Source organism: Caballeronia sp. AZ7_KS35 (assembly GCF_023631045.1).
Classification (GTDB): domain Bacteria; phylum Pseudomonadota; class Gammaproteobacteria; order Burkholderiales; family Burkholderiaceae; genus Caballeronia; species Caballeronia zhejiangensis.
Map to the genome: position 1 here is coordinate 342,692 of NZ_JALQDV010000042.1, position 26,769 is coordinate 369,460.

Genomic DNA, 26,769 nt, shown 5'->3' on the forward strand with positions numbered 1-26,769 from the left:
GCCGCCGCGCGCAAACGCGCATCACCTTGTGATTGATTGCGGCACGACCGGACATGCAGCTGGTCTGATGGATGAGGCTGGCTCGATCACCGTACAAGACGGGAAGCTCTGGCAGCGCATTATTGTTGGAGCATGTCACGTCATATGGCGGGCCCCGGACACCCCGGCCTGACGTGCATGTCGATGGAACAATCGTTAATAGAGCCGTTTTTGCCGGGCGGGTTCCCCGAGCGACTGCATGCTAGTCCTTCAAAGCAACGAAGCGATGACACTCGCCTCTTTCAGCGTGCAGGCAAATGCAGTCCACCGGGACATACTAGTGGAAAAACGGCCGCGTGAAGCTGGGATTTCATCGCCGCCGCCTCATATCGGCGACGCAGGATGGCTCGCAAACGTTATCGTCCTGAGTCGATGGTCGCCGTTCGGTGCGCTCGGCCACATGCCCGAGCATCTTCAGCATTCAGTCGTGACAAACGGTTTCTGCGTGCAAGCGACTGTAGCAATGCACTGCATATTTTTCTCATCACTTTCGCATCGTGAGGTCGAAGAAGAAAAAAATACGCATTCGGTTGAATCGGCACGCTGTCAAGCTCAGACGTTCTCCGGCGTATAAAGCTGCGCCGGCAGCGGATACTGGCTGGCCTGTGCTGCTTCGCCCGGCAGCGCTTGCAACGCGCGCAGCATTGCCTGAATGGCCGTCTCGGCGATGCGCTGAAGCGGCGTGTCGATCACGAGATCGATGACGCCTTCGACGAGCGCCTCGTACCGGTCGGGCATCAGGTCGCTGCACACGGTGACGATGCGTCGTCCCGCGGCCTCTTCGCGCAGCGCGCGTATCACGCCGCCCACGCCGCCGCCGGGGATATAGAGGCCGGCGAGATCGGCATGACGGGCGAGCATCGCGAGCGTCGCTTCGTAAGCGAGTTGCTTGTCTTCGAGATTGATCTGCGTATCGAGCACGCGCAATCCGGGCGCATGTTCGCGCAAGTACGAGCGAAAGCTGATCTCGCAGCTTTCCTGACCGAGATAACGCGGCGTGCCGACGAACACGCCAACAGTGCCTTCGTCGCGACGCGTGAGGCGGCTCACGGCCCACGCGGCCGTGCGTCCGCTCTTGCGCGGATCGACGCCGATATAACCCGCGCGTAAGGGCGCACTCAGATCCGATAGCAACGTGACCGTCGGCTTGCCCTGCCCGTGAAGCGTTTCGATTGCGGCGGTCACATGCGGATGGTCCACTGCGACCACGCCGAGCGCATCCACCTGCTCGCCGAGCGTAAGCAGCGTGCGTGCGATGGAAGCCGGATCGAGTTCATCCATGTACTCGATGACGGCGTTGCAATGCTCCGGTTCGTGGCGCGCGGCGGCATCCGTCAGAATGCGCGCGAACGTCTGATAGAAGGGATCCGCACGTTTCTGCAGACAGAAGCCGAGGGCATAGCGTTCATGGCGCTCGCCGCGTTGCGCGCGCAGACGTTCGCGCATCAAGCCTGCGCCGTGATAGCCGATGCGCTCGGCGGCCTCGATCACGCGCAATGCAGTGCCTTCGCGCACGCTGAGACGTCCGTTGAAGACGCGATCCACTGTTGCCGGACTGACGCCGGCAGCCTCGGCCACGGATTGAAGCGTGGGACGCTTGCTCATCTTTGATGTAATTGATGGGTTTTCAATTCGCGCGATGATGCCTAAAGATAGCAAATGCGCGTGAAGATTGCGCGGGCGATGCATCCGCTTTTATCATCGAATCAGCAATGACGAATGATGCAAATCCAATCATCGCTTGAGGTGACATGATGGATTCCGAGCAGGCGCAAGGTGCGGGCGCGCGGGACGGCTATCGCGATTACCGGCTCATCGACGGCGCAGGCGAGCGTGCGAAAGCGTCGGGCCTGGTCAATGCGGACTGGTACAAGTGCGCGGTGCCGCGGCCGGTCATGAAGAGCCTGATGCAGCGTGGCGATGCACGCGCCATCGGCGACACCTTGCTCTGGTATGCGTCGATCATCGCGAGCGGCGTGCTGGCGTGGTTCGCATGGCAAGCGCATTCGCTCTGGGCGATTCCCGCATTTCTTCTTTACGGCACGCTCTATTGCAGCCCCGCCGATTCGCGCTGGCACGAAAGCGGTCACGGCACCGCATTCAAGACGTCGTGGATGAACAAGGCGCTCTATCAGTTCGCGTCGTTTCAGGTGTTTCGCCGGCCGACGATCTGGCGCTGGAGTCACGCGCGTCATCACACGGATACGCTGGTCGTCGGAAGGGATCGCGAGATTGCCGTGCCGCTGCCGACGGACTGGCTGAGTCTCGCATTGAACGTCTTTGCGCTGAAGCACGCAGCGGGCGAAGTGCCGAAGATCGTTTCATCCGCGTTCGGCAATATCGGAGACGAAGAAAAGACCTACGTGCCGGAATCGGAATGGCCGAAAGTCATTCTTGAAGCGCGCGTGACGCTCGCGATCTATGCGGCGGTGATTGGCGCATGCTTCGTGTCTCATTCGATCCTTCCCCTGCTTTATATCGGCTTGCCGAGTCTGTACGGCGCGTGGCTCTATCTCTTCTTCGGCCTCACGCAGCATGCGGGCATGCCTGAGAACGTGCTCGATCATCGCAAGAACTGCCGCACGGTGATGATGAATCCCGTGTTCCGCTTTCTGTATCTGAACATGAACTATCACGTCGAACATCACATGTTCCCGATGGTGCCTTATTACGCGCTGCCGCGCCTGCACGAAGCGGTGAAGCATGACATGCCGCCGCCTTACACGAGCACGATCGCGGCATATGCAGAGATCATTCCGGCGCTCGTGCGGCAAACGCGCGATCCGTCGTATCACGTCGAAAGACCGATGCCCGCCGCGACGCAGGCATGACCAAGGAGGCCGTTCCGATGACGCAATGGATCGATGCAGCTGCGATGGACGATATCGAAGACGAAGACGTGATGCGTTTCGATCACGATGGCCGCACCTTCGCGATCTATCGTGTGAACGATGCCGTCTATGCCAGCGATGGCCTATGCACGCACGAGCACGTTCATCTGAGTGACGGATTCGTGATGGACCACGTCATCGAATGTCCGAAGCACAACGGACGCTTCGACATTCGCGACGGCCGGCCGCTGTGCGCGCCTGTTTGCGAAAAGCTGCGGACGTATCCCGCGAAAGTCGAGGATGGCCGCATCTTCATCGAGGTCTGATGCCCCGTCGACGATCGACGTCGGTATGTGGCGCGCACGACGACGCGACGTCCGCTTGAACCGCTATGAATGCGCGAAGGCTTAAACGCGGAACATGCTGACGACGCGCGCAAGCCGCTCGGCCTGATCGCGCAGTTCGGCGGTGGAATGCTCCGCTTCACCGACGAGCGCGGCGTTCTGTTGCGTCGCTTCGCCGATCAGCATGACCGCGCTGTTCACCTGCTCGATGCCGCTTGCCTGCTCGCGTGACGCAACGCCGATTTCATCGACGATGGCATTCACGCGCGAGACTTGCTCGACGATGCCGCCCATCGTGCTGCTCGCTTCCTCGGCGATCTTGTAGCCGTGCGAGACCTTCGCGGCCGATTCGGCGATCAGCACTTCGATCTCTTTGACTGCGCCCGCGCTGCGCTGTGCGAGCGCGCGCACTTCCGATGCGACCACCGCGAAGCCCTTGCCGTGCTCGCCCGCGCGCGCGGCTTCGACGGCAGCGTTCAACGCGAGAATGTTGGTCTGGAACGCGATGCCTTCGATCGTCGCGGTGATGTCGGCGATGCGTCGCGCCGATGCGTCGATCTCGCCCATCGTCGCGACCACGCGCCCGACTGCATGACCGCCTGCGCGCGCGGCATCGGATGCGGACGCGACGAGCGTCCCCGCCTGCGCCGTATTCGCAGCGTTCTGCTGCACGGTGCTCGTGATTTCTTCCATGCTCGCAGCGGTTTCTTCGACGCTCGCGGCCTGGGTTGCGATGCGCGTGGCGATATCGCTGCTGCCCGATGCAATGCGCGCCGTCCCTTCGTTCATGTCCGCCGATGCGCTGCGCACCTGCGCGACGATGCCCGCGAGTCCGCGCGCGATGCCGTCGATCGCACGCATCAGCCGGCCGATATCGTCCTCGCGCGCGCTGTCGATACGCACGGTCAAGTCGCCCGCGGCGATGCGTTCCGACGCGCGCGTCACGTCGTCGATGGGACGGCCCACGAGTCGCGTGACCGCATAGAGCAGCACGCCGACGAGCAGCGCCACGATGACGAGCCCGAGAACCAGGAAGCGATTGCGGCTCGCGTGAACGTCGGCGAGCACTTCGTCGCGATATGCAATGCCGCCGATCATCCATTGCCATTGCGGCACCGTCATATAGATGATTTCCTTGTTGCCGCCATGCACGCGCGAATCCGCGCCCGCGATATCGGGGCCGTCGAACGAGAGCTCGCCTTCGTGCGTGTCGAGCATCTGCTTGAAGGGCGCAACGCGCTCATCGGCCAGTTCGCCTTTCGAACCGGGATGCACGAGCAGCTTGCCGCGGTTCGGGCCAGTCGATGCATCGACGACGAAGTGATAGCCGCTCGCGCCGATCGCGAGCTTCGCGATGGTGTCCTGCAACGCTGCGAATTCGGATGTCACGTCGACGCCAACGAAAAGTGCGCCGATGATGCGTCCCGATGCATCGGTGACGGGCTTGTACGCGGTGATGTACTGCTTGCCGAAAAGCGCCGCGATGCCGATATAGGGCTTGCCTGCAAGGATCGGCGCATACGCGGGGCCCTTGCGGTCGAGCAGCGTGCCAATCGCGCGCGTGCCGTCCTGCTTCTTGAGCGACGTCGTCACGCGCACGAAATCGTCGCCGGTGCGGGCGAAGATCGTCGCGATGGCGCCGCTTTCCTCGAGGAACGCGTCGGGAATCGTGAAGTCGTTGTTCAGCGCCTTGTCGCCCGCGAGGAAAGTCGGCGTGGCTTTACCGTCGATGTCCACGGTGCGGGTTTCATCGAGCGCGAACGTCGAAGGCAGACGATGCGCGAAGATCGTCATGAAGCGCGTGACTTCCGCGCTCACGGCCTTGTCGAAGAGGCCGATCATCGTCGCGATCGAGCGATTCTCGCTTTCGACGCGCGCGAGCGCATGCGTATCGACTTGCTCGCCCGCGCTGCGCGTGACGGCGATGGTGAAGAACGCGACGACGACTGCCGTGAGCGCGCAGGCGAGCACGGCGAATTTGGTCCCGACGTTGGTCCGGGCCAGAACATTACGAAACATGGGGAATCACTGGGCGATAAGAGTTGTGATGATCCTTATCGGCAGACGCTTAAGAAACTTTAATTTGCCGCGGGCATGAAAGCCATTGCGATGGCTTCGCGTGCGCCGAGCGGCTCCTGTTTCCCAAGACAACTCCTAGAAAACGATTAACTTTTCGTACGCGCCGATACGGGTGGTGAAAGGGCTTCCAACTCGCCCGTCAGCAACAGTTCTGCCACAGATTAGGGCAAATACTAGGATAGCCAGTAGGCAGCAAACCCACTATTCTTCGAAAAAACGTTTTCCAAAACCTCGGCGAGCTTGCGCTTTTAACCGGCGCAAAGCCATCGCCCACGGCGCTCGTCGCCGTTCACGCAACAAGAAACGCGGCACGACGAGCGCCGCCGCGTCCGGAGACTTACATGAACACTGTCGTTGCCGGCGTCGTGCGTACCGCCAGCCGCTATCGCTGGACCGTGTGCGCGCTGCTGTTTTTCGCCACGGTCATCAACTACATGGACCGGCAGATCCTCGGTCTGCTCGCCCCGATGCTGCAGCACGACATCGGCTGGACGCAGGTGCAGTACGGCCGCATCGTGATCGCGTTCTCGGCTTTCTATGCGATCGGCCTGCTGTGTTTCGGGCGTATCGTCGACTGGCTCGGCACGCGCATCTCTTATGCGCTCGCGATGTTCGTCTGGAGCATCGCCGCGATGCTGCACGCGGCCGTCGGCTCCGTGATGGGCTTCGCCATGGTCCGCGCGCTGCTGGGCATCGGCGAGGGCGGCAACTTCCCCGCGGCCATCAAGACGACCGCCGAATGGTTCCCGCGCCGTGAGCGCGCCCTCGCGACTGGTATTTTTAATTCCGGCGCGAACATCGGCGCGGTCTTCGCACCGGCACTCATTCCCGCGCTCGCGGTGGCCTTCGGGTGGCGCGCTGCGTTCGTGATGGTCGGCGCGATCGGCCTCGTGTGGCTCGTCGTGTGGTTCGTGATGTACCGCCAGCCGGACGGCCGCGCGCACGACGACGAAATCGCCGACGAAGGCGATGACACCAACGCCGCCGACGCGGCCAACGCCAAGGCGCGCGCGCCGGGGTTCAAGGAACTCATCAGGAAGCGTGAGACGTGGGCATTCATCGTCGGCAAGTTCCTGACGGACCCGGTGTGGTGGTTCTATCTGTTCTGGCTGCCAAAGTGGCTCAACGAATCGCGCGGCATGGACATGCAGCACATCGGCTTGCCGCTCGTCGTGATCTACGCGATCACGACCATCGGCAGCATCGGCGGCGGCTGGATTTCTTCCGCGCTGCTGCGCGCGGGCTGGACCGTGAATGCGGCGCGCAAGACGGCAATGCTGATCTGCGCATGCGCCGTGTTGCCGATCGCGTTCGTTTCGCAGGCAGAAAACCTGTGGGTCGCGGTGGCCATCGTCGGTCTCGCCGCAGCAGCGCATCAGGGCTGGTCGGCGAACCTCTTCACGACGGCATCGGACTTGTTCCCGCGACGTGCGGTGGGCGCGGTGGTCGGCATCGGCGGCATGGCCGGTTCGATCGGCGGCGTGCTGTTCTCGGAAGTGATCGGCCAGGTGCTGCAACGCACGGGTCACTACTGGGTGCTGTTCGCGATCGGCGCATCGGCGTACCTCATCGCCTTCGGGATCATGCACTTGCTCACGCCGAAGATGACGCCGGCGAAGCTCGCAGCGTAATTCGTATTAGCGATTATTAGTCAGGACATGCGCCGCGCCGCCCGCACTCGCAACTTGCAGGCAGCGCGGCGTACGTCATGCAGCGGCAGCAGTCGATTCACGCACGATGAGCCGCGGCTCGAACATGGAGTTGCCCGGATCGGGATGACCGGCGAGGGCGTCGATGAGCTTCTGCATCGCGAGTTCGCCCATCTTCTCGCTCTGAATGTCGACGGTCGTGAGTCCCGGCGCGGCGTATGCGCCGTAGGGCACGTTGTCGATGCCGGTCACCGAGACGTCCTGCGGCACGCGAATGCCGAGCGAAGCGGCTTCCTTCATGAAGCCGAGCGCGATCAGGTCGTTGTAGCAGATCACCGCTTGCGGGCGCTTCGGACCGAGCATCACGCGCGAGCAAGCCTGTTCGCCGGCAAGCGACGTTGGCGCATGGGCTTCGTAGATATCGAGTTCGAGGCCCGCTTCGGCGAGACACTCGCGCGCGCCGCGAATGCGTTCATCGTTGATGCGCGCGTGCTCGAAGCCGAGATACGCGATGCGGCGATGCCCGAGATCGAGCAGATGACGCGCGAGCATGTAAGTAGCGAGGCGGCTGTTGATGCCGACGCTCGGAATCGGCAGCTCGGCGTTACGCAGCAGCACGACGGGCTTGTCGAGATCGAGCATCCACTGCGCGTTTTCGTCTGCCAGGCGCGAGCTGACGAGCAGGCCGTCCACGCGTTGCGCGAGCGCTTCGATGAGCGGCCGCTCGCGCGCCTGATTCTCGTCGATATCGACGAGCAGCAGCGTGTAGTCGTGCCGCAGCGCAATGCGGTTCGCGCCTTTCACGACATGCGTGAAGTGCGGATTGCTGATGTCGAGGATCGTGAGACCGATGGTGCGCGTCTTGCCGGTAATCATCGAGCGCGCAAGCGGGTTCGAGCGGTAGCCGAGCGAATCGATGGCTTCCTTGAGCTTGGCCTCGACCGGCGCGGAGAAGCGCTGCGCGCCATTGATGTACTTCGAGACGGTCGCGACGGAGACGCCCGCCGCAGCGGCGACGTCGCGAATGGTCGGGGAAATTTTTTTCATTCGAAGGGTAACGTTTTCGCACTGTTAACGGATTGTCGCAGAAATTCGGGAAACGATGACATCGAAACTTGCGTTTTGCATGCGGCGTTTTGCATGCCAGACGGCGATTGACGGCGCGTCGCGCCGATCGATATAGTCCCGAAAACGTTTTCTTCCTTATTGCTTTCAACGCATCAGTACGTATTGACAGGAGTCTCGATGAATCAGCCAAACGCAGCGGCCAAGCCGTTCAAGCGTCTGCTTCTGACCGGCGCGGCCGGCAATCTGGGTCGTCAGTTGCGCGGCGCGCTCGCTCAATGGGCCGACGTCGTGAGGCTCTCCGACATCGCGCCGCTCGACGATGCAGCGAGCCATGAAGAGATCAGCGCCGTCGATCTCGCGGATCGCGACAAGGTGATGCAGCTCGTCGAGGGCGTCGACGCGATCGTGCATCTCGGCGGCATCTCGATCGACGCGCCGTTCGACGATCTGATCGAAGCGAATATCCGCGGTACGTACAACATCTATGAAGCGGCGCGCCGTCATGGGGTGAAGCGCATCGTGTTCGCGAGCTCGAACCATGCAATCGGCTTTCATCCAGTCACCGAAGTGCTCGACGCCGATTCGCCCCATCGCCCGGACAGTCTTTATGGCGTGACCAAGTGCTTCGGCGAATCTCTGTCGCGCTATTACTTCGATCGCTTCGGCATCGAGACGGTGAACCTGCGCATCGGTTCGTCGTTCGAGGAGCCGAAGAATCCGCGCATGCTCGTCACGTATCTGAGCTACCGCGATTTCATCGAGCTCGTGCGCTGCTCGCTGTTCACGAATCGCGTCGGTCATGCGGTGGTGTACGGCGCTTCTGACAATCCGGTGAAGTGGTGGGACAACTCGAAGGCGGGCTTCCTCGGCTTCAATCCGCAAGACAGCTCGGCCCAGTTCGACGGGCTCTTTCCGGTGACCGGACCGAGCGCCGATCGCGATGATCCGGCGCAGCGCTTCCAGGGCGGCCCGTTCGTATTGGGCGAGCCGATGGAGCGCAAGCGATGAGCGCCGCCGTGCGCGCGGAACGCATCGACGCGGCCGGGCGCGCGACCGTCGGCGAATGTCCGGTATGGCGCGCGCAAGAGGGCGCGCTGTATTGGGTCGATATTCCCGCGCGACGGATCGTCAGGCTCGAGATCGAAAGCGCGAGACGTACGGAATGGGCGTTCGACGAACAGGTGGCATGCTTTGCGTTCGACAAGGCTGGGCGCGTCGTCGCGGGCATGGAAAGCGGCATGTTCGGCGTGACGCTCGCCGACGCGAACCAGGCGCACGCCGTGAAGCTCGCCGCGCCTTCGTTTCCCGCGACGGGCATGCGCTTCAACGATGGCCGCTGCGACAGGCAAGGGCGCTTCTGGGCCGGAACGATGGTGATGGACATGTCGCTCGCGAGTGCCGTCGGCGCGCTGTATCGCTTCGATGAGAAGGGCGCTTTGTCGGAGCCGGTCGTCGGTGGTCTGATCACGCAGAACGGCCTGGCATGGTCGCCGGATGGCAGAACGATGTATTTGTCGGACTCGCATCCGCAACGGCGCATGATCTGGGCATTCGACTTCGACCCCGACACCGGCACGCCGCACGCGCAGCGCGCATTTGCCGATCTGCATCACTACGCGGGCCGTCCCGATGGCGCCGCGGTCGATGCGGACGGCTGCTACTGGACGTGTGCGAACGACGCCGGCCGCCTGCTGCGTTTCACACCGCGCGGCGAACTCGATCGCGAGATCGTGCTGCCTGCGAGCAAGCCGTCGATGTGCGCGTTCGGCGGCAGCGATCTGAAAACGCTCTATGTCACGACTATTCGTCCGGCAATGAATGCCACTGACGACGACGGTCACGTGTTCGCATTCAACCCCGGCGTGCAAGGATTACCGGAGCCGGAGTACGCCGCGCTGTTACCGGTAGCATAAACTTCACGAAAACGGGGCGATCATTCGCCCCGTCCGCATTTTTTTCGCATGATTTGGGACGCAAACGATTCGAGCGCACTTTATTGGCGCGCATCGAAATGATGGACACGTCCCCCTTCGGAACCGATACCAAGCACAAACACCAATGCTGCAAGTCCTTCTGAAAGAGTAGTCTCCGCAGGTATCTCAAGCACCCGCGATCAACAGATTCTCTAATCCGGAGGAGACATTGATGGACCTTGAAGCTCGCACCATGAAGCGCGTGATGGTTCGCCTCGTGCCGTTCCTGATCTTGTGTTACTTCATCGCATATCTGGACCGCGTCAACGTCGGCTTTGCCGCATTGCAGATGAACAAGGCGCTCGGTTTCACTGCGAGCATGTTCGGTTTCGGCGCCGGCATTTTCTTCATCGCCTATTTCTTTTTCGAGGTTCCTTCGAACCTGCTGCTCGAACGATTCGGCGCGCGCCGCTGGATCGCACGCATCATGTTCACGTGGGGCATCCTCGCAGCCGCGATGGCCTACATTCCGCATATCGCGCAGGCGACGGGCCTCTCCAACGCATACGTGTTCTATGGCTTGCGCATCCTGCTCGGCGTCGCGGAAGCGGGCTTCTTTCCCGGCATCATCTTTCTGCTGACCTTGTGGTTCCCGGCGAAGTATCGCGGCCGCGTCGTCGGCTATTTCATGGCGGCGATTCCACTGTCCACCGTGATCGGCGGACCGATCTCCGGCGCGCTCTTGCAGATGGACGGCATCAACGGCATGGCGGGCTGGCAGTGGCTGTATCTGATCGAAGCGATTCCCGCGTTGCTGCTCGCGTTCGTCGTGTACTTCTATCTGACCGACAAGCCTTCCGACGCACACTGGCTTGCAAAAGAAGAGCGTGACTGGCTCGTCGATCGTCAGGCGCAAGAGCGCGCGCATCGCGAATCCGTGCATGCGTTCAGCGTGAAGGAAGCCATTTTCAATCCGCGCGTGCTCGCCATTGCCCTGATCTACTTTGGCGCGAATGCCACGAACTATGGGCTGAGCTTCTTCCTGCCGCAGATCGTCAAATCGTTCGGTCTTTCCAACTTGCAGACCGGCTTCGTCACGTCATTGCCCTATGCCGTGGGCGTGATCAGCATGGTGCTGTGGGGCCGTCATTCGGATCGCAAGCTCGAACGGCGCTGGCATGTCGCGATTGCGTTGATGGTCGCGGCGGGCGGCATCGCGGCATCGGCGGGCCTCGACGATCCGGTGATGAAGATGATCGCGCTGTCGATCGCGGGCTTCGGCATCTTCGGTTGCCTGCCGGTGATCTGGACGCTGCCGGCCTCGTTCCTTTCGGGTGCGGCGGCGGCGGGCGGCATCGCGGCGATCAACTCGCTCGGCAATCTCGCGGGCTTCTTCGGTCCCTATGCGATGGGCTGGATCAAGGACAGCACGGGCGGCTTCGGCGCGGGCCTGCTGTGCCTGGCAGGGGCGGGCATGGTCGGCGTGGCGGCGGTCCTGCTGCTGCATCACGATCAGGCACTGGAGACGATTTCCGGCGCGCATGACGTCGAGGATGGCGAGCCGAACATGGCGCGTTGATGTTGCATCGCGAGGACCGCGCCAACGCGCGGTACTCGCGTATTCATTCAAGCGACGACTGCGCGCGTCGCAATCTCTCCCGGCTGTTGATCAGATGCAGACGCATCGCGGTGCGCGCCGAATCGGCATCGCCGCGTTCAATGGCGTCCGCGATCTGTTCATGCTCGCGATTCACGCGCATCAGGTAATCCGCGTATTGATCGCGCGGAATCGGCGTCGCCGTGATGCGCGTGCGCGGAATCATGCGCGTGCCCAGATGCTCCATGATCTCGACGAAATAGCGATTGCCCGTTGCATGCGCGATCTCCATGTGAAAGCGCAGATCGGGCGATACGGTATCGCTTGCTTCGCCCACATTTCTTGAAAAGTCCCCGAGCGTCGAGCGCATCGTCGCAAGACGCGCGGCATCGCAACGCATTGCGGCAAGTCCCGCGCTTTCGGTTTCGAGACTGATGCGCAATTCGAGGATGGCGAGCGCATCCATCGAACCGGCGACATCGGCGGGATCGAGTTGCAGAAGAGGCGACATGCCCGCTTCACACACGAACGTACCGATGCCATGCCGCGTTTCCACGAGTCCTGCCGCTTGCAGACGCGACAGCGCCTCACGCACGACGGTGCGGCTCACGCCGAAGCGCTGAACCATTTCCGCTTCCGTCGCGAGCCTGCTGCCGCCCTTCAGTTCCTGTGCATCGATCTGGGCGCGCAAGGCGTCGACGAGTTGCGCGGTCAGACTGCGTCGCGCTTGCGGCGATGCAATCGAGGATGCGTCGGTGCCGGCATGAAGATCGGGCGATAGCGTCACGGTATTCTCGTTGGCGTGGGTTTTACACACATTGACAAATCGTTCGGCAAATGATGATATGCGTCATGCAGTGATATGACAACGTACAAGAAGATGCGCGCAGGGTAATCCCTAGCGACGACAGCCTTCAGGAGACACAACACGATGGAACAACAAACCAGCACGCCGTCCGCCGACGAAGATGCGCAATTCGATCGTCTGTTGCTGACGGGCGCCGCCGGCGGAATCGGCCGCGCGATCCGGCATCGCGTCGCCGAGTTCGCGCGGCATGTGCGGATCTCCGACTTGCCTGGCGTGTTGCAGGGCGACGCCGCGCCTCACGAAGAGATCGCTCCTTGCGATCTCGCCGACCGCGACGCCGTCGATGCGCTTGCGATGGACTGCGACGCGATCATTCATCTCGGCGGGGTATCGGTCGAGCGTCCGTTCGAAGAGATTCTTGAAGCCAACATCAAGGGCGTTTTCAATCTTTACGAAGCGGCGCGCCGTCAGGGCGTGAAGCGCATCGTGTTCGCAAGCTCGAATCACGTCACGGGTTTCTATCGGCAGGACGAACGAATCGACGCCGCTGCGCGCAAGCGCCCCGATGGCTACTACGGCTTGTCGAAGTCCTTCGGCGAGGACATGGCGCAAATGTATTTCGACCGGTACGGCATCGAGACGGTGAGCATTCGTATCGGCTCCGTGTTTCCGGAGCCGAAGGACCGCCGCATGATGGCGAGCTGGATGAGCTACGACGATTTTCATGACCTGTTGCGCCGCAGTCTCTTCACGAAAGACGTCGGCCACACGATCGTCTTCGGCATGTCGGCGAACGCGCATACATGGTGGGACAACCGCTGCGCCGCGCATCTCGGCTTCGTTCCGCGTGACTCGTCCGAGCAGTTCCGCGAAAAGGTCGAAGCGACGCCGCCGCCGGCGCCCACCGATCCCGTGGCGGTGCTGCAGGGCGGTGCCTTCACGACGACTGGCCCGTTCGATCCGGTTTAATGCATGCGAAATGCAGTATCACGGCACTCGTAGTATGTCGTCATACATCCAGAGCGGGCGCACAGCGTGTTAGCGCCCACACCTGACAGGAACTCTTGCCGCCATGTTCTCTCTCGATTTTTCACCGCTGCTGCCGTACTGGCCGACGTTCCTGCTGGGCGCATGGCTCACGCTCAAGATGACTTGCGTGGCTGTGTTCTTCGGGCTGATTCTCGGCATGCTGGTGGCGTTCGCGAAGCGCGCGAAAGTGCCGGTCCTCACGCGCCTGTGCATCGTCTATATCGAGGCGGTGCGCAATACGCCGTTCCTCGTGCAGATCTTTCTGCTGTACTTCGGTCTTGCGAGCATCGGCTTGCGCATGCCGACGTTCGCGGCCGCCGCGCTCGCGATGACGATCAACATCGGCGCATATGCGGCCGAGATCATCCGCGCGGGACTCGAATCGGTGCCACGCGGACAAATCGAAGCGGCCGAATGCCTCGGGCTTCCGAAGTGGCGCATCGGCTGGCATATGATGTTGCAGCCGTCGATCGAAAAGGTCTATCCCGCGCTGACGAGCCAGTTCCTGCTGATGATGCAGGCCTCCGCGATCGCCTCGCAGATTTCGGCCGAAGAGCTCACGGCGGTCGCGAACACTGTGCAGTCCGATACGTTCCGCTCGCTCGAAACGTACATCGTGGTCGCGGCGCTATATCTGGCGTTGTCGCTCGTCATCAAGCTCATCGCGTGGGCGGTGGGAGAACATCTCTTCAAGCGCCGCCGCGCGATCCGTCTTGCTGCTAAACGCGCCGGCAAGACGCCGCCCGATCCGCAGCGCATCGATACGGTCATTCCCGGAGGTGCGGCATGAGCGGCGGATTCACGTCATCGCACCTTGTCTATCTAGTGCAATCGATCGGCTGGACGCTCGTGCTTTCCGCGCTTGCGTTCGTGCTCGGCGGTATCGGCGGCTTTGCCGTGATGCTCGCGCGCATCTCGCCGCGCGCATGGCTTGCGCGCGTGGCGCTCGTGTATATCGAGGCGATTCAGGGCATACCGCTGCTGATCCTGCTGTTCATCGTGTACTTCGGCCTGTCGGTGTACGGCTATCAGGTGCCCGCGCTCGTCGCGGCCGGCCTCGCGCTGATGATCTATTCGAGCGCATATCTCGGCGATATCTGGCGCGGCTGTATCGAAGCGATGCCCAAGCCGCAGTGGGAAGCGTCGGAATGCCTGTCGCTCACGCGCTGGCAGACGCTGCGCCTCGTCATCATCCCGCAGGCGATGCGTCTCGCGCTGCCGCCGACCGTCGGGTTTCTCGTGCAGCTCATCAAGATGACGTCGCTTGCTTCGGTGATCGGCTTCATCGAGCTGACGCGCGCGGGGCAGATCATCAATAACTCGATCTTCCAGCCGTTCCTCATCTTCGGTCTGGTCGGCGCTTTCTATTTCGTCCTGTGCTATCCGCTTTCGCGCTGGAGCCAATCGATGGAGAACAAGCTCAATGTCAGCAATCGTTAAGGTCGGCGATATTCACAAGAGCTTCGGCTCCAATCATGTTCTCAAGGGCGTTTCCTTCGAAGTCAACAAGGGCGAGATGATCGCCGTGATCGGCGCGAGCGGTTCGGGCAAGAGCACGGCGTTGCGTTGCATCGACAGGCTGGAGACGATCGACCAAGGGCAAATCGAAGTGTGCGGCATTCGCGTCGATGATCCGAAGGTCGATCTGCATCTGTTGCGCCGCGAAGTGGGCATCGTGTTTCAAAGCTATAACCTCTTTCCGCATCTGACGGTCGAAGAGAACATCATGCTCGCGCTGCGTCACGTCAAGAAGATGTCGCGCGACGAAGCGCGGCGCATTGCGATAAACGTGCTGGAGCAAGTCGGTCTCGGACAGAAGGCCGATGCGTATCCCGAGCAATTGTCGGGCGGACAGCAGCAGCGCGTGGCGATCGCGCGCTCGCTCGCGATGTCGCCAAAGGTGATGCTGTTCGACGAAGTGACCTCGGCGCTCGATCCGCAATTGACGGGCGAAGTGCTGCGCGTGATGGAAGACCTCGCTGCCGACGGCATGACGATGCTGCTCGTCACGCACGAGATGGCCTTCGCGAAGCGCGTGGCGGATCGCATCATCTACATGCATCAGGGAACGGTTTGGGAAGTGGGCGACGGCAGCATGCTCGATGCGCCGCGCACACCCGAATTGCGCGCATTCCTCGATAACGGACTTTGATAACCGCAGCATCAATTCAGCAACACTAATAACGACGGAGACGTAACTTGAAAGCGAAATCAATCATTGCACGCGCAACGCTCGCAACGTTGATGATGGCAGGCGCGGTTCACAGCGTGATGGCCGATGAACTCGACGACATCAAGAAGGCAGGCGTCGTGCGCGTCGCGATCGCCATCGGCACGCCGCTCTTCAGCTATGCCGACCAGAACCTGAAGCCCGCGGGATCGGACGTCGATACTGCCGCCGCGCTTGCGAAGGATCTCGGCGTGAAGCTAGAACTCGTGCAGATCACCAACGCCGCGCGCATTCCGACGCTGCAGGCGAAGCGCGCGGACCTCGTGATTTCCTCGCTGTCGGTCACGCCGGAGCGCGCCAAAGTCGTCGATTTCTCGAACCCGTATGCGGTCATCTCGATCATCGTTGGCGGCGTGAAGACGGCGAACGTGAAGAGCTATGCGGATCTCGACGGCAAGACCATCGGCCTCACGCGTGCAACGGTGAACGACACGCTGACGACACAGCAGGCGAAGGGCGCACAGATTCAACGCTATGAAGACGATGCGACGCTCATCACGTCGATGGTCACGGGACAGGTCGACATCTTCTCGAGCACGCCTTCGAACTTGAAGGAGATGCAGGATCGCGCTCCGCAACGCAACATCGAGATGAAGTTCGAGCAGAAGACGTTCGATCTCGGCATCGCGATGAACAAGGACCAGCCGCGCCTGAAGGAATGGGTGAACAACTGGGTCGGCGCGAACATGAAGAGCGGCAACCTCAACACGATCTACAAGAAGTATCACGGACGGGATCTGCCGGAGAACATGCGCAAGGGCGCCTGAGCGCAGGGTCTCGCTTCAGTCATGCGCAACGGCGGCGGGTCATCGATCCGCCGCCGTTGTCGTTTGCATTACGCATACCGGATTCATTCCGGAATGATGCATTCAAAATACCGCGATCGCCTATCCTGAACGCCCGCACCACGCGGTCTCGACACGGTTCAGGACAAACCGCCGCGCTCCGGCGTACACTCCTTTTGCGTTTTGAATCCTGCATGCATTGAGCCAACACGGATGCGCGCCACGTCATTCCGTGCGCGGCTCCGTCGATCACTGGACATCCTCTCTTCATCACGGGACACATCATGGCCAAGGGCACGATAGCGGACTATCTGGCGAAGACACTGGCGGCGGCGGGCGTAGAGCGAATCTGGGGCGTGACGGGCGACAGCCTGAACGGTTTGGCGTTCAGCCTCGATCGTGTCGGCTCGATCCGCTGGATGCATACGCGTCACGAGGAAGCAGCCGCTTTCGCGGCCGGAGCCGATGCCGCCGCGACAGGCAAACTCGCGGTATGCGCGGGCAGTTGCGGCCCAGGCAATCTGCATCTCATCAATGGTCTTTACGACTGTCATCGCAATCATCAACCGGTGCTCGCCATCGCGGCGCACATTCCATCGACGGAAATCGGCCTCGGCTACTTTCAGGAAACGCATCCGCAGGAATTGTTCAGGGAATGCAGTCACTTCGTGGAGCTGGTGTCGAATGCGTCGCAGTTTCCGCGCGTGCTCGAACGCGCGATGCGCGCCGCGATCGATCAGCGCGGCGTCGCGGTGATCGTGTTGCCGGGCGACGTCGCATTGAGCGAAGGCCCGGCCGTCGAGCCGCGCTGGACCGCGAGCGCGCCGGGCGCGATCGTGCCGGCAGACGCCGATCTCGACAAGCTCGCGAGCCTTCTGAACGGCTGCGAAGCGGTGACGATCATGTGCGGCAGCGGCGTCGCCGGCTCGCACGACGAAGTGGTCGCGCTCGCCGATACGCTCGGAGCACCGATAGTGCATGCGTTGCGCGGCAAGCAGTTCATCGAGTACGACAACCCGTTCGATGTCGGCATGACAGGGCTCATCGGTTTCAGTTCGGGCTATCACGCGATGATGTCGTGCGACACGCTGCTCCTGCTCGGATGCGATTTTCCGTATCGCCCGTTCTATCCGCCGCAAGCGAAGATCGTGCAGATCGACTGGCGCGGCTCGCAACTCGGACGCCGCGCGCCGCTGGAAATGGGGCTCGTCGGCACGATCAAGGAAACGCTCGCGGCGCTCTTGCCGAAGCTCCAACGCAAGGATGAGCGGCGTTTTCTCGAGAACGCATTGAAGCACTATGCGACCGCCCGCAAGGACCTCGACGATCTCGCGACGCCATCCGCGCCGGGACGTCCGATTCATCCGCAATATCTGACGAAGCTCGTCGATGAAATCGCAGCCGACGACGCGATCTTCACCGTCGACGTCGGTACGCCGACACTGTGGGCCGCGCGTTATCTGACAATGAACGGCAAGCGCCAGTTGCACGGCTCGTTCAATCACGGCTCGATGGCAAACGCAATGCCGCAGGCGCTCGGCGCTCAGGCCGCGCGGCCGCAACGGCAAGTCGTTTCGCTATCGGGCGACGGCGGTTTGTCGATGCTGCTCGGCGATCTGCTCTCGGCCGTGCAACTCGATCTCCCGATCAAGGTCGTCGTGTTCAACAACAGCCTGCTCGGTTTCGTGTCGATGGAACTGAAGGCTGGCGGCTATCTCGACACCAACGTCGATCTCAGCAAGACCGATTTCTCGCAGATCGCGAAGGGCGCAGGCATCTGGTCGGTGCGCGTCGAGGAATCGGAGCAACTCGAAAGCGCGCTGCGCGAAGCGTTCGCGCACAAGGGACCGGCGGTCGTCGATGTCGTCACGTCGAAGCATGAACTCGCGATGCCGCCGACCATCGAACTGTCGCAAGCGAAGGGCTTCAGCCTCTATATGTTGCGAGCGATCCTGAGCGGGCGCGGCGATGAGATCGTCGAACTCGCGCGCACGAATCTGCGTTGACCCATGAACGAATCGAACGATACGCTGCCACTCGATCACGTTTTCGAATACGAAGGACAAGCCGTGCGCTACGGCATGATCGGCGAGGGCGCGCCGCTCGTGATGGTTCACGGTACGCCGTTTTCATCGCAGGTGTGGCGACGCATCGCACCGGTAGCGGCGCGTTTGCGGCGTGTGCATTACTTCGATCTGCTGGGCTACGGTGCGTCGGAGATGCGCGAGGGGCAGGACGTATCGCTCGGCGTGCAGAATCGCGTGCTCGCGGCGCTTCTCGCGCACTGGTGCGGTGAGTGGAACGGTGCCTTGCCCGATGTGCTCGCACACGATTTCGGCGGCGCGACATCGGTGCGAGCCGCGTTGATCGACGGCTGCGCGTATCGTTCGCTGATGCTCGTCGATCCGGTCGCCGTCGCGCCGTGGGGATCGCCCTTCGTGCGTCATGTGCGACAGCATGAAGCCGCGTTTGCGGGTGTGCCGCCGTACATGCATCAGGCGATGCTCGATGCGTATCTGCAGGGTGCGGCGCATCGGCGGTTGCAGCAAGAGACGCTGCGCGTCTATACGCGGCCGTGGACCGGCAAAGTCGGGCAGGCCGCGTTCTATCGGCAGATCGCGCAGATGGATCAGCGCTATACCGATGAAGTGCAATCGCGCTATGGCGAATTGAAATGCCCCGTATCGATTCTTTGGGGCGAAGAGGACGAGTGGATACCGGTCGAGCGCGGTGTCGAACTCGCATCGCTGATTCCGGGCGCGCGCTTTACGCGCGTGCGCGGATCAGGGCATCTGATGCAGGAAGATGCGCCCGAAGCGATCGTCGGCGAATGGCTGGCGTTCGCGGGCGGAATCCAGTAACGCGATCAGAAGCGCTATCAGAAGCGCGATCAGAAGCGATAAGTGACGCCGACCTTTACGATCGGATAGAAGCGCAACTTGTCCGCCTTGTTCTGCAGATCCTGCTGTTCCGCGTCGATGTTTTCCTGTCCCGCCGCCGCGACGATATCCGCCGGAACGTCGAGCGTGACGCGCGGGCGGCCATACGCGACGCCTGCATCGAAGAACGCGGAAAAGCCTTTCTCGGCAACAGGCGTATGCCCGAAGCCGATGCCGATATACGGACGCACGGCCGGGAACTTAGCCTTGGCGTGAATGCTTTCCCCGAAAGTCGGATAAGCGATGCCGTCGATGGTGTAGGTGCCGTTCATGCTGGTCGCGGTGCCATCGACATGATCGCCGCCGATGAGCGCGCCAGCCGTGATGCGAAAACCGACCGTTCCCGGCGCCGGAAAAAAGTCGAAATAGAAGCCGCCGTGATAGATGCTCGCGGTGCCGTCGTAGTGGAGACCGCCAGCGTCGAAGTTATGCGAGAACTTCAGGCCGTTGAATTCGGCGCGCACGTTGTCGCGCGTGCCGAGCGGTTCCGAGTAGCCGATGCCCACGCCTTCGGTGCCGATCTGACCGTAGATTTCGCGGGCGTGCGAGAGCGGAGCGGCAAGCGCGGCGAGCGTGCCGATAGCGGCCGCGCATGCGGCCAACGACTTCTTCATTGCAGATTATCCGTGGAGGAGATGGACGAGAGGGCGTCCAGGCGAAAGCGGCGAATAGTGCCGGCTGGTGCGGGAGAGCCGTGCGCGACGGAGGCGTCGCTGTTGATGATTGTGTTTACGGAAACGTTTGCCGAAAACTTTAGCTAAATCGTTCCACAAAAATGCGGAACGGAACCGGCAAGAAATGATGACCGGTTCCGCATTCAACATCGCTCGTTTTTAGACCTTGTTCCTTGCGCTTTCAGCACGGAATGCCGCTTCGCCGGCATCGGAGATTTCGACCCATTTTTTATCGGGCGGCGCATCGTCGACATAACGGTCGTGCCAGTTCCACCACTTATAGGTCGGTGTCTGCGGATAGCCTTCAGGCGAGTCTTCCCAGAGTTCCTGTCGGCCGAGCGGCGTGATGTCGAGATAGTTCCAGGTATTGCCCATCTGCTCGTCGCCGCGATTGTTGAGAAAGTACGTGCGAAATGCACGGTCTCCTTCGCGGAAGAACACGTTCGTGCCGTGCCACTCGTCGACGCCGAAGTCGGCATCGAAGCGATCCGTCAGCGTGAACCAGGGAATGGTCCAGCCCATGCGTTCCTTCAGCCGCGCGATGTCCTGCTGCGGCGCGCGCGATACGAAGACGAGCGTCGTGTCGCGCGCATTCAGATGTGCAAGATGCGCGACCTGATCCGCGACCAGCGAGCAGCCGCGGCACGCGTGCTCCGGCCATCCGAAGACGCCCGGCTCATAGAACGCGCGATAGACGATCAACTGACGCCGGCCATCGAAAAGATCGAGAAAGCCGATCTTGCCCGCGGGGCCTTCGAACATGTAGTCCGTCTTCACGGCGGTCCAGGGCATGCGGCGGCGTTCAGCGGCGAGCGCGTCGCGGGCGCGCGTCTGGGCTTTCTCCTTCACCAGCAACTGCTGACGCGCTGCTTCCCATTGCTCCTGCGACACGACGGGCGGCGTGCGCATCCCTGTTTCGTCGGATGTAGTCATGGCCTTGCAACCTCCTGAGTTGGACTCTTGCTCGTTGTTTGCCGTGATTCAGTCTGACTCCGATAGCGGAAAACGGAGAGTAACAAGTGTGACGCCATTTGCCCGATCGCGCGTTCCGATGGCCCGACGCGCGACCGCAGCAATCAGGGTCAAGCCCACGAAGCGCGCAGCGCGTGCATCGTTTTCCAGTACGTGAAGAAGCGTCCCGCGAAGATGCCCGCGACGATGCCCGACACGGCGGCGTCGATTGCCGCATAGGTCGTGAGCGCGGGCAGATAGGCGACGGTCGCCATCTCGAAGCCGAGCCAGAACTTCGCGATGAACGTCGCGAGGATCAGCAGCATCGGCAACATGGAGCCGGGCAGCATCACGGTTCGCGCGATCGGATCGACGATGAAGCGGCTCTGGCTCGCAAGGAACACGCCGCCGACGATGCCCGCGCCCAGCGTGGCGATCCACACGGCGACGGCCATCCATCCGGCGAGCGGCGACGCGACGAGATGCGCGATGCCCATGCCCGCGAAAATAATCGGAACGATTGCGAGCTTCGACAGCGGGGTGGTGCTGGCCTGCATCGCCTTGATGCCGCGATACAAAAGGAATGCGAGCAGCACCCAGACCCACGTCGGCGTGCCTTGAACGATGGCGATTGGCGTCATGATCATCTCCTTGCAAGTGGTTGTTTGATGCGCATGATGACGCCGGAGAATTAGCCGCGAATGAGTTGGCGAGCGTATGCGCGCGTCGCGGGAATTAAGCGAATTCCGAAAACCCGTCGCGCGACGGGTAAAATGCGGCGCCTGCCCGACGATCGGCTAGAGAGACCGCGCGTGACCCGCGCGCGCCGGCATCGCGGGCAGCGTCCGCCCCACGAGGGCAAGCTTTCGTCCGTCTGCGCCTGTCCGGTCAACCCGCGCACCGCCGCTTTCGCTGAACCAAACACGACACGCAACGACATTCGAGGATCGTTTTCATGCTTGCCCGCATCACCCGCCTTTTCCCGCTCTGGGCCGTGCTGGTTTCCATCGCCGCCTATAGCGCGCCTTCATCCGTGACGGGCATCGCGCCGCACGTCACGACGCTTCTCACGATCATCATGCTGTCGATGGGCGTCACGCTTTCCATCGACGATTTCAGGCGCGTGTTCACGCGGCCCGCGCCGGTCATCGCGGGCATCGTGCTGCATTACCTCGTGATGCCGCTCGCCGCGTGGGTCATCGCGAAAGCGCTGCACATGCCGCCCGATCTGATGGCGGGCATGGTGCTCGTCGGCAGCGTCGCGAGCGGCACGGCGTCGAACGTGATGATCTATCTCGCGCGTGGCGACGTGGCGCTGTCCGTCACGATCAGCGCGCTCTCGACGCTCGTCGGCGTGTTCGCGACGCCGCTGCTCACGCGCCTTTATGTCGATGCCTCCATCGCCGTCGACGTGCACGGCATGCTGATGAGCATCGTGCAGATCGTCGCGCTGCCTATCGTCATCGGCCTCGTCGTGAACCATCTGTTCGGCAAGCTCGTGCGCAAGATCGAGTGGATGCTGCCGCTCGTGTCGATGGTGGCGATCCTGCTCATCATCGCCGCGGTGGTCGGCGGCACGCAGAAGAGCATCGCGTCGGTGGGCATGGTCGTCGCGGTGGGCGTGGTGCTGCACAACGGCATCGGTCTATTGGGCGGCTATTGGGGCGGGCGTCTGCTCGGCTTCGACGAAGCCGTCTGCCGCACGCTGGCAATCGAAGTCGGCATGCAGAACTCGGGGCTCGCGGCGACGCTCGGCAAGCTGTATTTCACGCCGATCGCGGCGTTGCCCGGCGCACTTTTTTCGGTGTGGCACAACCTGTCGGGGTCGATGCTCGCGGGCTATTGGGCGGGACGTCCGGCGAAAGGCTCGACGCGCGAAGCCCACGCGCAGGCCGCCGTCGCGCGGCACGGCTGAACGTGTGAATCGATCGAAAAAAAACGCGCCGATTGTGGCGCGTTTTTTTCGGACGCGAAATCAACTCGCCGCGAGCGATGCTTCCGCGACCGGCCGGTCATCGATCGGAAAATGCAGCAGCGCCGCGACGAGTCCGGCGATTGCCGTCGCGGCCCAGATCAGCGAGTACGAGCCGGTCGTGTCGAACACGTAGCCGCCGAGCCACGCGCCGAGAAACGATCCGAGCTGATGACTGAGAAACACGACGCCGAATAGCGTGCCCAGATGCCGCGTGCCGAACACCTTCGCGATGAGTCCGTTGGTGAGCGGCACCGTGCCCAGCCACGTCAGGCCCATCACGGCGGCGAAGACGACGACGGATACGCTCGTCGTCGGCAACAGGACGAAGAGGGCGATCGCGCCGCCCCGAATCAGATAGAGCCACGCGAGGACGTGATGCTGCCGCCAGCGTCCGCCGAGCCAGCCGCATCCCCAACTGCCGATCATGTTGAAGAGGCCGATCAGCGCGAGCGCGGTCGCGCCGAGTCCGACCGGCATGTGGCACAGCATCAGATAGCCGGGCAGATGTGTCGCGATGAACGCAAGCTGAAAGCCGCAAGTGAAAAAGCCGAGCGTCAGCAGCCGATAACCGCGATGCCGCGACGCATACGCGAGCGTTTCGCGCAACGGCATCGCGGCGGCTTGCGCGTGCGTTTCGTGCGATGCCGAAGATGCCTTGCTCCGGCGGCTCGCGCGATCGAGCGCGATGCCGAGCGGCGCGGCGAGCAGCAGCACGAAGGCGAGGGCATAGAGCGACGCCGGCACGCCCGCATGCACGCGCACTTCCTGCGCGAACGGCACCATCAGCACCTGGCCGAGCGAGCCGCCCGCGCTGGCCAGGCCCATCGCGACGCTGCGTGTTTGCGGCGACGCCACGCGTCCGACCGTCGCGAGCACGACGCCGAAACTCGTGCAACTGATGCCGATGCCCACGAGCAAGCCGAGACCGAGCACGAGCATCCAGCCGGAAGTCGCGGCGGCGGCGAGCGCGAGCCCGGCGGCGAACGTGGCCGCGCCCGTCGCGACGACCGGCGCTGCGCCGTATCGATCGGCGGCCGCGCCCGCGAACGGCTGCGCGAAGCCCCACACGAGGTTGTGCAGCGCGATCGCGAAGGCGATCAGCGTGACGGGCATGCCGCGATCGAACGAAAACGGCCCGATGAAAAGCCCGAACGTCTGGCGCACGCCCATCGCGGCGCTCAGGATCAGCGCGGCCGCGCCGATGAGCACCCACGTCGTCGCGCGGTCCGTGGCCGATCGTGTGGTCGATAAAGACGACATGGCTCGTTCCTCCTTGCGGCCATCGTCGCAGGCGAACGTCCGTGCTGACAAACGAAAAGATTTCGCCGTCGGATGAGCGCAGTTCAACCGTTATCGGCGAAACTGGTCGCTTGTTCGATCAGCCAGTTGCGGAACGCGACGAAATCCGCGCGCGCGCTCGCTTGCGGCGTCTCGCAGAGCCAGTAGGCGGTTTGCGTCTCGACGCTCGTCGCGGACGCTTCGACCAGCGTGCCCGCCGCCAGCTCGCGATCGACGAGCGGACGCCTGCCGATGACGACGCCAAGCCCGGCCGCGGCGGCATCGAAGCCGAGCTGAACGGTATCGAAGCGAAGGCCGCCGTGCAGATCGAGACCGTCGATGCCCGCGCCGTCCATCCACGCTTGCCAGTCCTGACTGGCCGTATCGATGTGAATGAGTGCGGCGCGGGTGAGATCCGGAACGGCGCCGGCGCCGGTCAGCATCGCGCGATAGGCGGGGCTGCACACCGGCACGAGTCGCTCGCCGAAGAGACGTTGCCACGACGATGCGCCATCGACCGGGCCGCGCGAGAGGCGCAGGCCGAAGTCGAAGCCGTCGACGGGAAAGCCCGCCTGGCGGCGCGAAGTGTCCACGGTGACGTCGATGTTGGGCCAGCGCGCGCGGAAATCGGCGAGGCGCGGCACGAGCCAGCGGGCCGCGAGCGTCGGCGCGCACGTAACCGAGATCGCGCGGCGCTTGCGCCTGTCGGGCAGCGACTGCGTGCCGACGACGATAAGCGAAAACGCTTCGGCGATGTACGGCAGATAGTGTTCGCCGGCGGCGGAGAGCGACAGCCCGCGCGGCTCGCGCACGAAAAGCTCGACGCCGAGCATCGCTTCAAGCGCGCCGATGCCGTGGCTCACGGCACCCGGCGTCACGTTGAGTTCGGCGGCCGCGAGCTTGAAACTGCGATGGCGCGCGGCGGCTTCGAAGAGACGCAGGGCGTTGAGCGGCGGGAGGCGCTGAGACATGATCGCGTGGGAATCGACGAAAGGTGCGCCTATATTGCCATTCCCCGATAGCGAAGAGGTCAGGCCGATGTCTGCCGCCGCGCCTTCCACCGGTCGAGAATGCGCCGCGTGATGAGCGCGAACGGCGGATTGGCGAACAGCACCGCCGCGCTCAACGCGATGCATCCGCACACGAGAAACGTTCCGCGATAGCCGAGCGCGGCCACGAGCGCGCCGGACAGAACGCCCGACAGGATCGATCCGACGCGCGACGCGTTGAAGAAAAGCGCCGTCGCCGATCCGGGGCTTTGCGGCATCAGATCCTGCATGTACGTCATGCCGAGGCACGACGTCACCGAGACGACGAAGGCGTTGAAGGCTTGCATCGGAATGAGGAAGTGGACGTTGGGCGACGCCGCCACCGCAATGAAATAAATCAGATGCACGACGGCGCACGACGCGAGCCATCGCTGCTTGTCGAGACGCGAAGCACGCGCGCCGAGCGCGAGCATCATCGGAATTTCGAGGAATGCGCCGAGGCCCAGCATGATCGATACGTCGATGCGCGTGCCGTGCATGCCGTGCACGACGTAGAGCGGCAGGACGATCATCGTAGCGCTCGCGGCGAGCCCGATGAGCGTCATCGCGACGGTCGCGCGCCAGATCTCGGCGCGAGAATGCGACGCGCCGGGGTGCGGCGGGACGAGCTCCTCGGTGTCGGGCGCGGTGACTTCGAGCAGCGATGTCGGGTCGCCGGCGTAGTGCGCCGGTGCGCTGTGCGGGTCGCCCCTGGGCGAGCCGTGCATGCGCCAGACGATCGCGCCGCACGCGACGAAACAGGCCGCCGCGAACAGAAACAGGCCGTAGAAGCCGGCGCCGGCGAGCACCAGCGCGCCGACGGAGGGTCCGAAGACCCACGCCATCGAAAGAACGGTTCGCAAGGTGGCGAGCGCGAGGGACCGCTCGGCTTCGTCGTCGACGGGCAACGCGGCGCGCGCGAACGAGAACACGAGCGACATCGCGGAGCCGCCTGCGCCGAGAAACAGGATGCCGATCACGACCAGCGCGGTGTAATTGCGCACGACGCACATCAACAGAAAACCGAGCGATGAAGCAATGAGCGCCGCGAGCAGCAATTCCCGATGATGGCCGTGCCTGTCGGACCATTTTCCGGCAAACGCGCTGGCCACGACGCCGCTCGCGGCGATGACCGTCATGAAGACGCCGAGCTTCAAGGGGCTCATATCCGCCTGTTCGACGCTGAACAGCGACAGATACGGCGCGGTGAACGACATCGCGACGCCGAGCATCAGGGTCGCGCTGGAGAGCGGCAGGAAGAACGGAATGCGGGTGAGACCGAGCAGGCGTGTGTTCATCGGGACGTGGGTCGGCTTGGGGACTCGGGCCGAAAAGGCAGGTCGTGCTTTGAGCGCAAGCGGCGTACCGCTTTGAATGCGGCAACGCGCGGAACTTGCGCAGTTTGCCATCGTTGTCGGAGGATGCGTGTAGCGATTAGTTAACCGTGATTGACATAATGCAAATTAGCGCGGGAATTGATGTAGGAGCAACATGAGAATGTCGTGTTCTAGCAAGATACAAATGTCGTGTTTTTGCGACCACTGGCAAGCTG

The 26,769-nt window shown here is 62.7% G+C and carries 25 protein-coding genes; 15 read left to right on the plus strand and 10 right to left on the minus strand.

The window, feature by feature from the left end; all coding sequences use genetic code 11:
• Positions 1–238: 238 nt before the first annotated feature.
• Positions 239–613 carry a hypothetical protein gene (locus NCT05_RS27660; protein ID WP_250503649.1) on the plus strand — a complete coding sequence of 125 codons (375 nt, stop codon included), beginning with the start codon at positions 239–241 and terminating at the stop codon, positions 611–613.
• Here the strand turns inward: NCT05_RS27660 and NCT05_RS27665 are convergent.
• Positions 592–1,644 carry a LacI family DNA-binding transcriptional regulator gene (locus NCT05_RS27665; protein ID WP_008348007.1) on the minus strand — a complete coding sequence of 351 codons (1,053 nt, stop codon included), beginning with the start codon at positions 1,642–1,644 and terminating at the stop codon, positions 592–594. The genes NCT05_RS27660 and NCT05_RS27665 overlap by 22 nt on opposite strands.
• A 146-nt stretch (positions 1,645–1,790) precedes the next feature.
• Between NCT05_RS27665 and NCT05_RS27670 the strand changes: the two genes are divergently transcribed.
• The gene (locus tag NCT05_RS27670) at positions 1,791–2,870 is read left to right on the plus strand and encodes a fatty acid desaturase family protein (protein ID WP_250503650.1); all 1,080 of its coding nucleotides are present in this window, start codon (positions 1,791–1,793) and stop codon (positions 2,868–2,870) included.
• A 17-nt stretch (positions 2,871–2,887) separates the two neighbouring features.
• Positions 2,888–3,196: a non-heme iron oxygenase ferredoxin subunit gene (locus NCT05_RS27675; protein ID WP_008348011.1), complete on the plus strand. Its 309-nt coding sequence runs from the start codon at positions 2,888–2,890 to the stop codon at positions 3,194–3,196.
• An 81-nt stretch (positions 3,197–3,277) separates the two neighbouring features.
• Here the strand turns inward: NCT05_RS27675 and NCT05_RS27680 are convergent, their stop codons facing one another.
• Positions 3,278–5,233, minus strand: coding sequence for a methyl-accepting chemotaxis protein (locus NCT05_RS27680; protein WP_175980809.1), 1,956 nt, complete (start codon positions 5,231–5,233; stop codon positions 3,278–3,280).
• A gap of 401 nt (positions 5,234–5,634) precedes the next feature.
• On the opposite strand from NCT05_RS27680, the gene NCT05_RS27685 reads away from it, so the two are divergent.
• A complete protein-coding gene (locus NCT05_RS27685) occupies positions 5,635–6,924 on the plus strand; it encodes an MFS transporter (protein ID WP_175980811.1) in 1,290 nt (429 codons plus the stop codon).
• A 75-nt stretch (positions 6,925–6,999) separates the two neighbouring features.
• On the opposite strand, the gene NCT05_RS27690 is transcribed toward NCT05_RS27685, so the two are convergent.
• Positions 7,000–7,989: a LacI family DNA-binding transcriptional regulator gene (locus NCT05_RS27690; protein ID WP_008348017.1), complete on the minus strand. Its 990-nt coding sequence runs from the start codon at positions 7,987–7,989 to the stop codon at positions 7,000–7,002.
• Positions 7,990–8,187: 198 nt separating this feature from the next.
• Between NCT05_RS27690 and NCT05_RS27695 the strand changes: the two genes are divergently transcribed.
• From NCT05_RS27695 to NCT05_RS27705, 3 genes are all read left to right on the plus strand, one after another.
• The gene (locus NCT05_RS27695) at positions 8,188–9,018 is read left to right on the plus strand and encodes an NAD-dependent epimerase/dehydratase family protein (protein ID WP_008348019.1); all 831 of its coding nucleotides are present in this window, start codon (positions 8,188–8,190) and stop codon (positions 9,016–9,018) included.
• The gene (locus tag NCT05_RS27700; RefSeq protein ID WP_250503651.1) at positions 9,015–9,923 is read left to right on the plus strand and encodes an SMP-30/gluconolactonase/LRE family protein; all 909 of its coding nucleotides are present in this window, start codon (positions 9,015–9,017) and stop codon (positions 9,921–9,923) included. The genes NCT05_RS27695 and NCT05_RS27700 overlap by 4 nt, the downstream gene beginning before the upstream one ends.
• Positions 9,924–10,155: 232 nt before the next feature.
• Positions 10,156–11,502, plus strand: coding sequence for an MFS transporter (locus NCT05_RS27705; RefSeq protein WP_008348022.1), 1,347 nt, complete (start codon positions 10,156–10,158; stop codon positions 11,500–11,502).
• A 43-nt stretch (positions 11,503–11,545) separates the two neighbouring features.
• Here NCT05_RS27705 and NCT05_RS27710 read toward each other — a convergent pair whose 3' ends face one another.
• Positions 11,546–12,307 carry a FadR/GntR family transcriptional regulator gene (locus tag NCT05_RS27710; protein ID WP_175980814.1) on the minus strand — a complete coding sequence of 254 codons (762 nt, stop codon included), beginning with the start codon at positions 12,305–12,307 and terminating at the stop codon, positions 11,546–11,548.
• Between the two features lie 144 nt (positions 12,308–12,451).
• On the opposite strand from NCT05_RS27710, the gene NCT05_RS27715 reads away from it, so the two are divergent.
• The 7 genes from NCT05_RS27715 (at position 12,452) to NCT05_RS27745 (ending at position 19,233) form a co-directional block, all read left to right on the plus strand.
• Positions 12,452–13,297: an NAD-dependent epimerase/dehydratase family protein gene (locus NCT05_RS27715; protein ID WP_250503652.1), complete on the plus strand. Its 846-nt coding sequence runs from the start codon at positions 12,452–12,454 to the stop codon at positions 13,295–13,297.
• A gap of 103 nt (positions 13,298–13,400) precedes the next feature.
• Entirely contained in the window at positions 13,401–14,147 is a 747-nt protein-coding gene (locus NCT05_RS27720) for an amino acid ABC transporter permease (protein WP_250503653.1), read from the plus strand.
• Positions 14,144–14,797: an amino acid ABC transporter permease gene (locus tag NCT05_RS27725; RefSeq protein WP_008348026.1), complete on the plus strand. Its 654-nt coding sequence runs from the start codon at positions 14,144–14,146 to the stop codon at positions 14,795–14,797. The genes NCT05_RS27720 and NCT05_RS27725 overlap by 4 nt, the downstream gene beginning before the upstream one ends.
• Positions 14,781–15,509: an amino acid ABC transporter ATP-binding protein gene (locus NCT05_RS27730; RefSeq protein ID WP_175980819.1), complete on the plus strand. Its 729-nt coding sequence runs from the start codon at positions 14,781–14,783 to the stop codon at positions 15,507–15,509. Before NCT05_RS27725 ends, NCT05_RS27730 begins: the two co-directional genes overlap by 17 nt.
• A gap of 47 nt (positions 15,510–15,556) precedes the next feature.
• The gene (locus NCT05_RS27735) at positions 15,557–16,354 is read left to right on the plus strand and encodes a transporter substrate-binding domain-containing protein (protein ID WP_008348028.1); all 798 of its coding nucleotides are present in this window, start codon (positions 15,557–15,559) and stop codon (positions 16,352–16,354) included.
• A gap of 302 nt (positions 16,355–16,656) precedes the next feature.
• Positions 16,657–18,378, plus strand: a complete 1,722-nt coding sequence (gene poxB, locus NCT05_RS27740; protein ID WP_250503654.1) for a ubiquinone-dependent pyruvate dehydrogenase — start codon at positions 16,657–16,659, stop codon at positions 18,376–18,378.
• 3 nt (positions 18,379–18,381) lie between these two features.
• Positions 18,382–19,233: an alpha/beta fold hydrolase gene (locus NCT05_RS27745; RefSeq protein ID WP_250503655.1), complete on the plus strand. Its 852-nt coding sequence runs from the start codon at positions 18,382–18,384 to the stop codon at positions 19,231–19,233.
• 29 nt (positions 19,234–19,262) lie between these two features.
• Here NCT05_RS27745 and NCT05_RS27750 read toward each other — a convergent pair whose 3' ends face one another.
• From NCT05_RS27750 to NCT05_RS27760, 3 genes are all read right to left on the minus strand, one after another.
• Positions 19,263–19,925 (minus strand): hypothetical protein, encoded by a 663-nt coding sequence (locus NCT05_RS27750; protein WP_008348031.1) that lies wholly within the window; start codon positions 19,923–19,925, stop codon positions 19,263–19,265.
• A 219-nt stretch (positions 19,926–20,144) separates the two neighbouring features.
• Positions 20,145–20,918, minus strand: coding sequence for a DUF899 domain-containing protein (locus tag NCT05_RS27755; RefSeq protein ID WP_175980823.1), 774 nt, complete (start codon positions 20,916–20,918; stop codon positions 20,145–20,147).
• A 149-nt stretch (positions 20,919–21,067) separates the two neighbouring features.
• The gene (locus tag NCT05_RS27760) at positions 21,068–21,577 is read right to left on the minus strand and encodes a DUF6622 family protein (protein WP_008348033.1); all 510 of its coding nucleotides are present in this window, start codon (positions 21,575–21,577) and stop codon (positions 21,068–21,070) included.
• A 314-nt stretch (positions 21,578–21,891) separates the two neighbouring features.
• Between NCT05_RS27760 and panS the strand changes: the two genes are divergently transcribed.
• Positions 21,892–22,851 carry a ketopantoate/pantoate/pantothenate transporter PanS gene (gene panS, locus NCT05_RS27765; protein WP_008348034.1) on the plus strand — a complete coding sequence of 320 codons (960 nt, stop codon included), beginning with the start codon at positions 21,892–21,894 and terminating at the stop codon, positions 22,849–22,851.
• A 60-nt stretch (positions 22,852–22,911) separates the two neighbouring features.
• On the opposite strand, the gene NCT05_RS27770 is transcribed toward panS, so the two are convergent.
• The 3 genes from NCT05_RS27770 to NCT05_RS27780 all read right to left on the minus strand — a co-directional run bounded on the left by NCT05_RS27770 (position 22,912) and on the right by NCT05_RS27780 (position 26,515).
• Positions 22,912–24,171, minus strand: coding sequence for an MFS transporter (locus tag NCT05_RS27770; protein WP_250440957.1), 1,260 nt, complete (start codon positions 24,169–24,171; stop codon positions 22,912–22,914).
• An 83-nt stretch (positions 24,172–24,254) separates the two neighbouring features.
• On the minus strand, positions 24,255–25,160 hold the full coding sequence (locus NCT05_RS27775) for a LysR substrate-binding domain-containing protein (protein WP_250503656.1): 906 nt from the start codon (positions 25,158–25,160) through the stop codon (positions 24,255–24,257).
• A 59-nt stretch (positions 25,161–25,219) separates the two neighbouring features.
• Positions 25,220–26,515, minus strand: a complete 1,296-nt coding sequence (locus tag NCT05_RS27780; protein ID WP_250503657.1) for a sugar efflux transporter — start codon at positions 26,513–26,515, stop codon at positions 25,220–25,222.
• Positions 26,516–26,769: the final 254 nt, after the last annotated feature.

Excerpts from the sequence above, each read along its gene's own strand:
- NCT05_RS27680 (WP_175980809.1), bottom strand. The coding sequence starts at position 5,233 with ATGTTTCGTAATGTTCTGGCCCGGACCAACGTCGGGACCAAATTCGCC.
- NCT05_RS27720 (WP_250503653.1), top strand. The coding sequence starts at position 13,401 with ATGTTCTCTCTCGATTTTTCACCGCTGCTGCCGTACTGGCCGACGTTC.
- NCT05_RS27660 (WP_250503649.1), top strand. The coding sequence starts at position 239 with ATGCTAGTCCTTCAAAGCAACGAAGCGATGACACTCGCCTCTTTCAGC.
- NCT05_RS27780 (WP_250503657.1), bottom strand. The coding sequence starts at position 26,515 with ATGAACACACGCCTGCTCGGTCTCACCCGCATTCCGTTCTTCCTGCCG.
- poxB (WP_250503654.1), top strand. The coding sequence starts at position 16,657 with ATGGCCAAGGGCACGATAGCGGACTATCTGGCGAAGACACTGGCGGCG.
- NCT05_RS27725 (WP_008348026.1), top strand. The coding sequence starts at position 14,144 with ATGAGCGGCGGATTCACGTCATCGCACCTTGTCTATCTAGTGCAATCG.
- NCT05_RS27695 (WP_008348019.1), top strand. The coding sequence starts at position 8,188 with ATGAATCAGCCAAACGCAGCGGCCAAGCCGTTCAAGCGTCTGCTTCTG.
- NCT05_RS27705 (WP_008348022.1), top strand. The coding sequence starts at position 10,156 with ATGGACCTTGAAGCTCGCACCATGAAGCGCGTGATGGTTCGCCTCGTG.
- NCT05_RS27775 (WP_250503656.1), bottom strand. The coding sequence starts at position 25,160 with ATGTCTCAGCGCCTCCCGCCGCTCAACGCCCTGCGTCTCTTCGAAGCC.
- NCT05_RS27745 (WP_250503655.1), top strand. The coding sequence starts at position 18,382 with ATGAACGAATCGAACGATACGCTGCCACTCGATCACGTTTTCGAATAC.
- NCT05_RS27700 (WP_250503651.1), top strand. The coding sequence starts at position 9,015 with ATGAGCGCCGCCGTGCGCGCGGAACGCATCGACGCGGCCGGGCGCGCG.
- NCT05_RS27755 (WP_175980823.1), bottom strand. The coding sequence starts at position 20,918 with ATGACTACATCCGACGAAACAGGGATGCGCACGCCGCCCGTCGTGTCG.
- NCT05_RS27760 (WP_008348033.1), bottom strand. The coding sequence starts at position 21,577 with ATGACGCCAATCGCCATCGTTCAAGGCACGCCGACGTGGGTCTGGGTG.
- NCT05_RS27750 (WP_008348031.1), bottom strand. The coding sequence starts at position 19,925 with ATGAAGAAGTCGTTGGCCGCATGCGCGGCCGCTATCGGCACGCTCGCC.
- NCT05_RS27685 (WP_175980811.1), top strand. The coding sequence starts at position 5,635 with ATGAACACTGTCGTTGCCGGCGTCGTGCGTACCGCCAGCCGCTATCGC.
- NCT05_RS27690 (WP_008348017.1), bottom strand. The coding sequence starts at position 7,989 with ATGAAAAAAATTTCCCCGACCATTCGCGACGTCGCCGCTGCGGCGGGC.
- NCT05_RS27670 (WP_250503650.1), top strand. The coding sequence starts at position 1,791 with ATGATGGATTCCGAGCAGGCGCAAGGTGCGGGCGCGCGGGACGGCTAT.
- NCT05_RS27730 (WP_175980819.1), top strand. The coding sequence starts at position 14,781 with ATGTCAGCAATCGTTAAGGTCGGCGATATTCACAAGAGCTTCGGCTCC.
- NCT05_RS27675 (WP_008348011.1), top strand. The coding sequence starts at position 2,888 with ATGACGCAATGGATCGATGCAGCTGCGATGGACGATATCGAAGACGAA.
- panS (WP_008348034.1), top strand. The coding sequence starts at position 21,892 with ATGCTTGCCCGCATCACCCGCCTTTTCCCGCTCTGGGCCGTGCTGGTT.
- NCT05_RS27665 (WP_008348007.1), bottom strand. The coding sequence starts at position 1,644 with ATGAGCAAGCGTCCCACGCTTCAATCCGTGGCCGAGGCTGCCGGCGTC.
- NCT05_RS27770 (WP_250440957.1), bottom strand. The coding sequence starts at position 24,171 with ATGTCGTCTTTATCGACCACACGATCGGCCACGGACCGCGCGACGACG.
- NCT05_RS27715 (WP_250503652.1), top strand. The coding sequence starts at position 12,452 with ATGGAACAACAAACCAGCACGCCGTCCGCCGACGAAGATGCGCAATTC.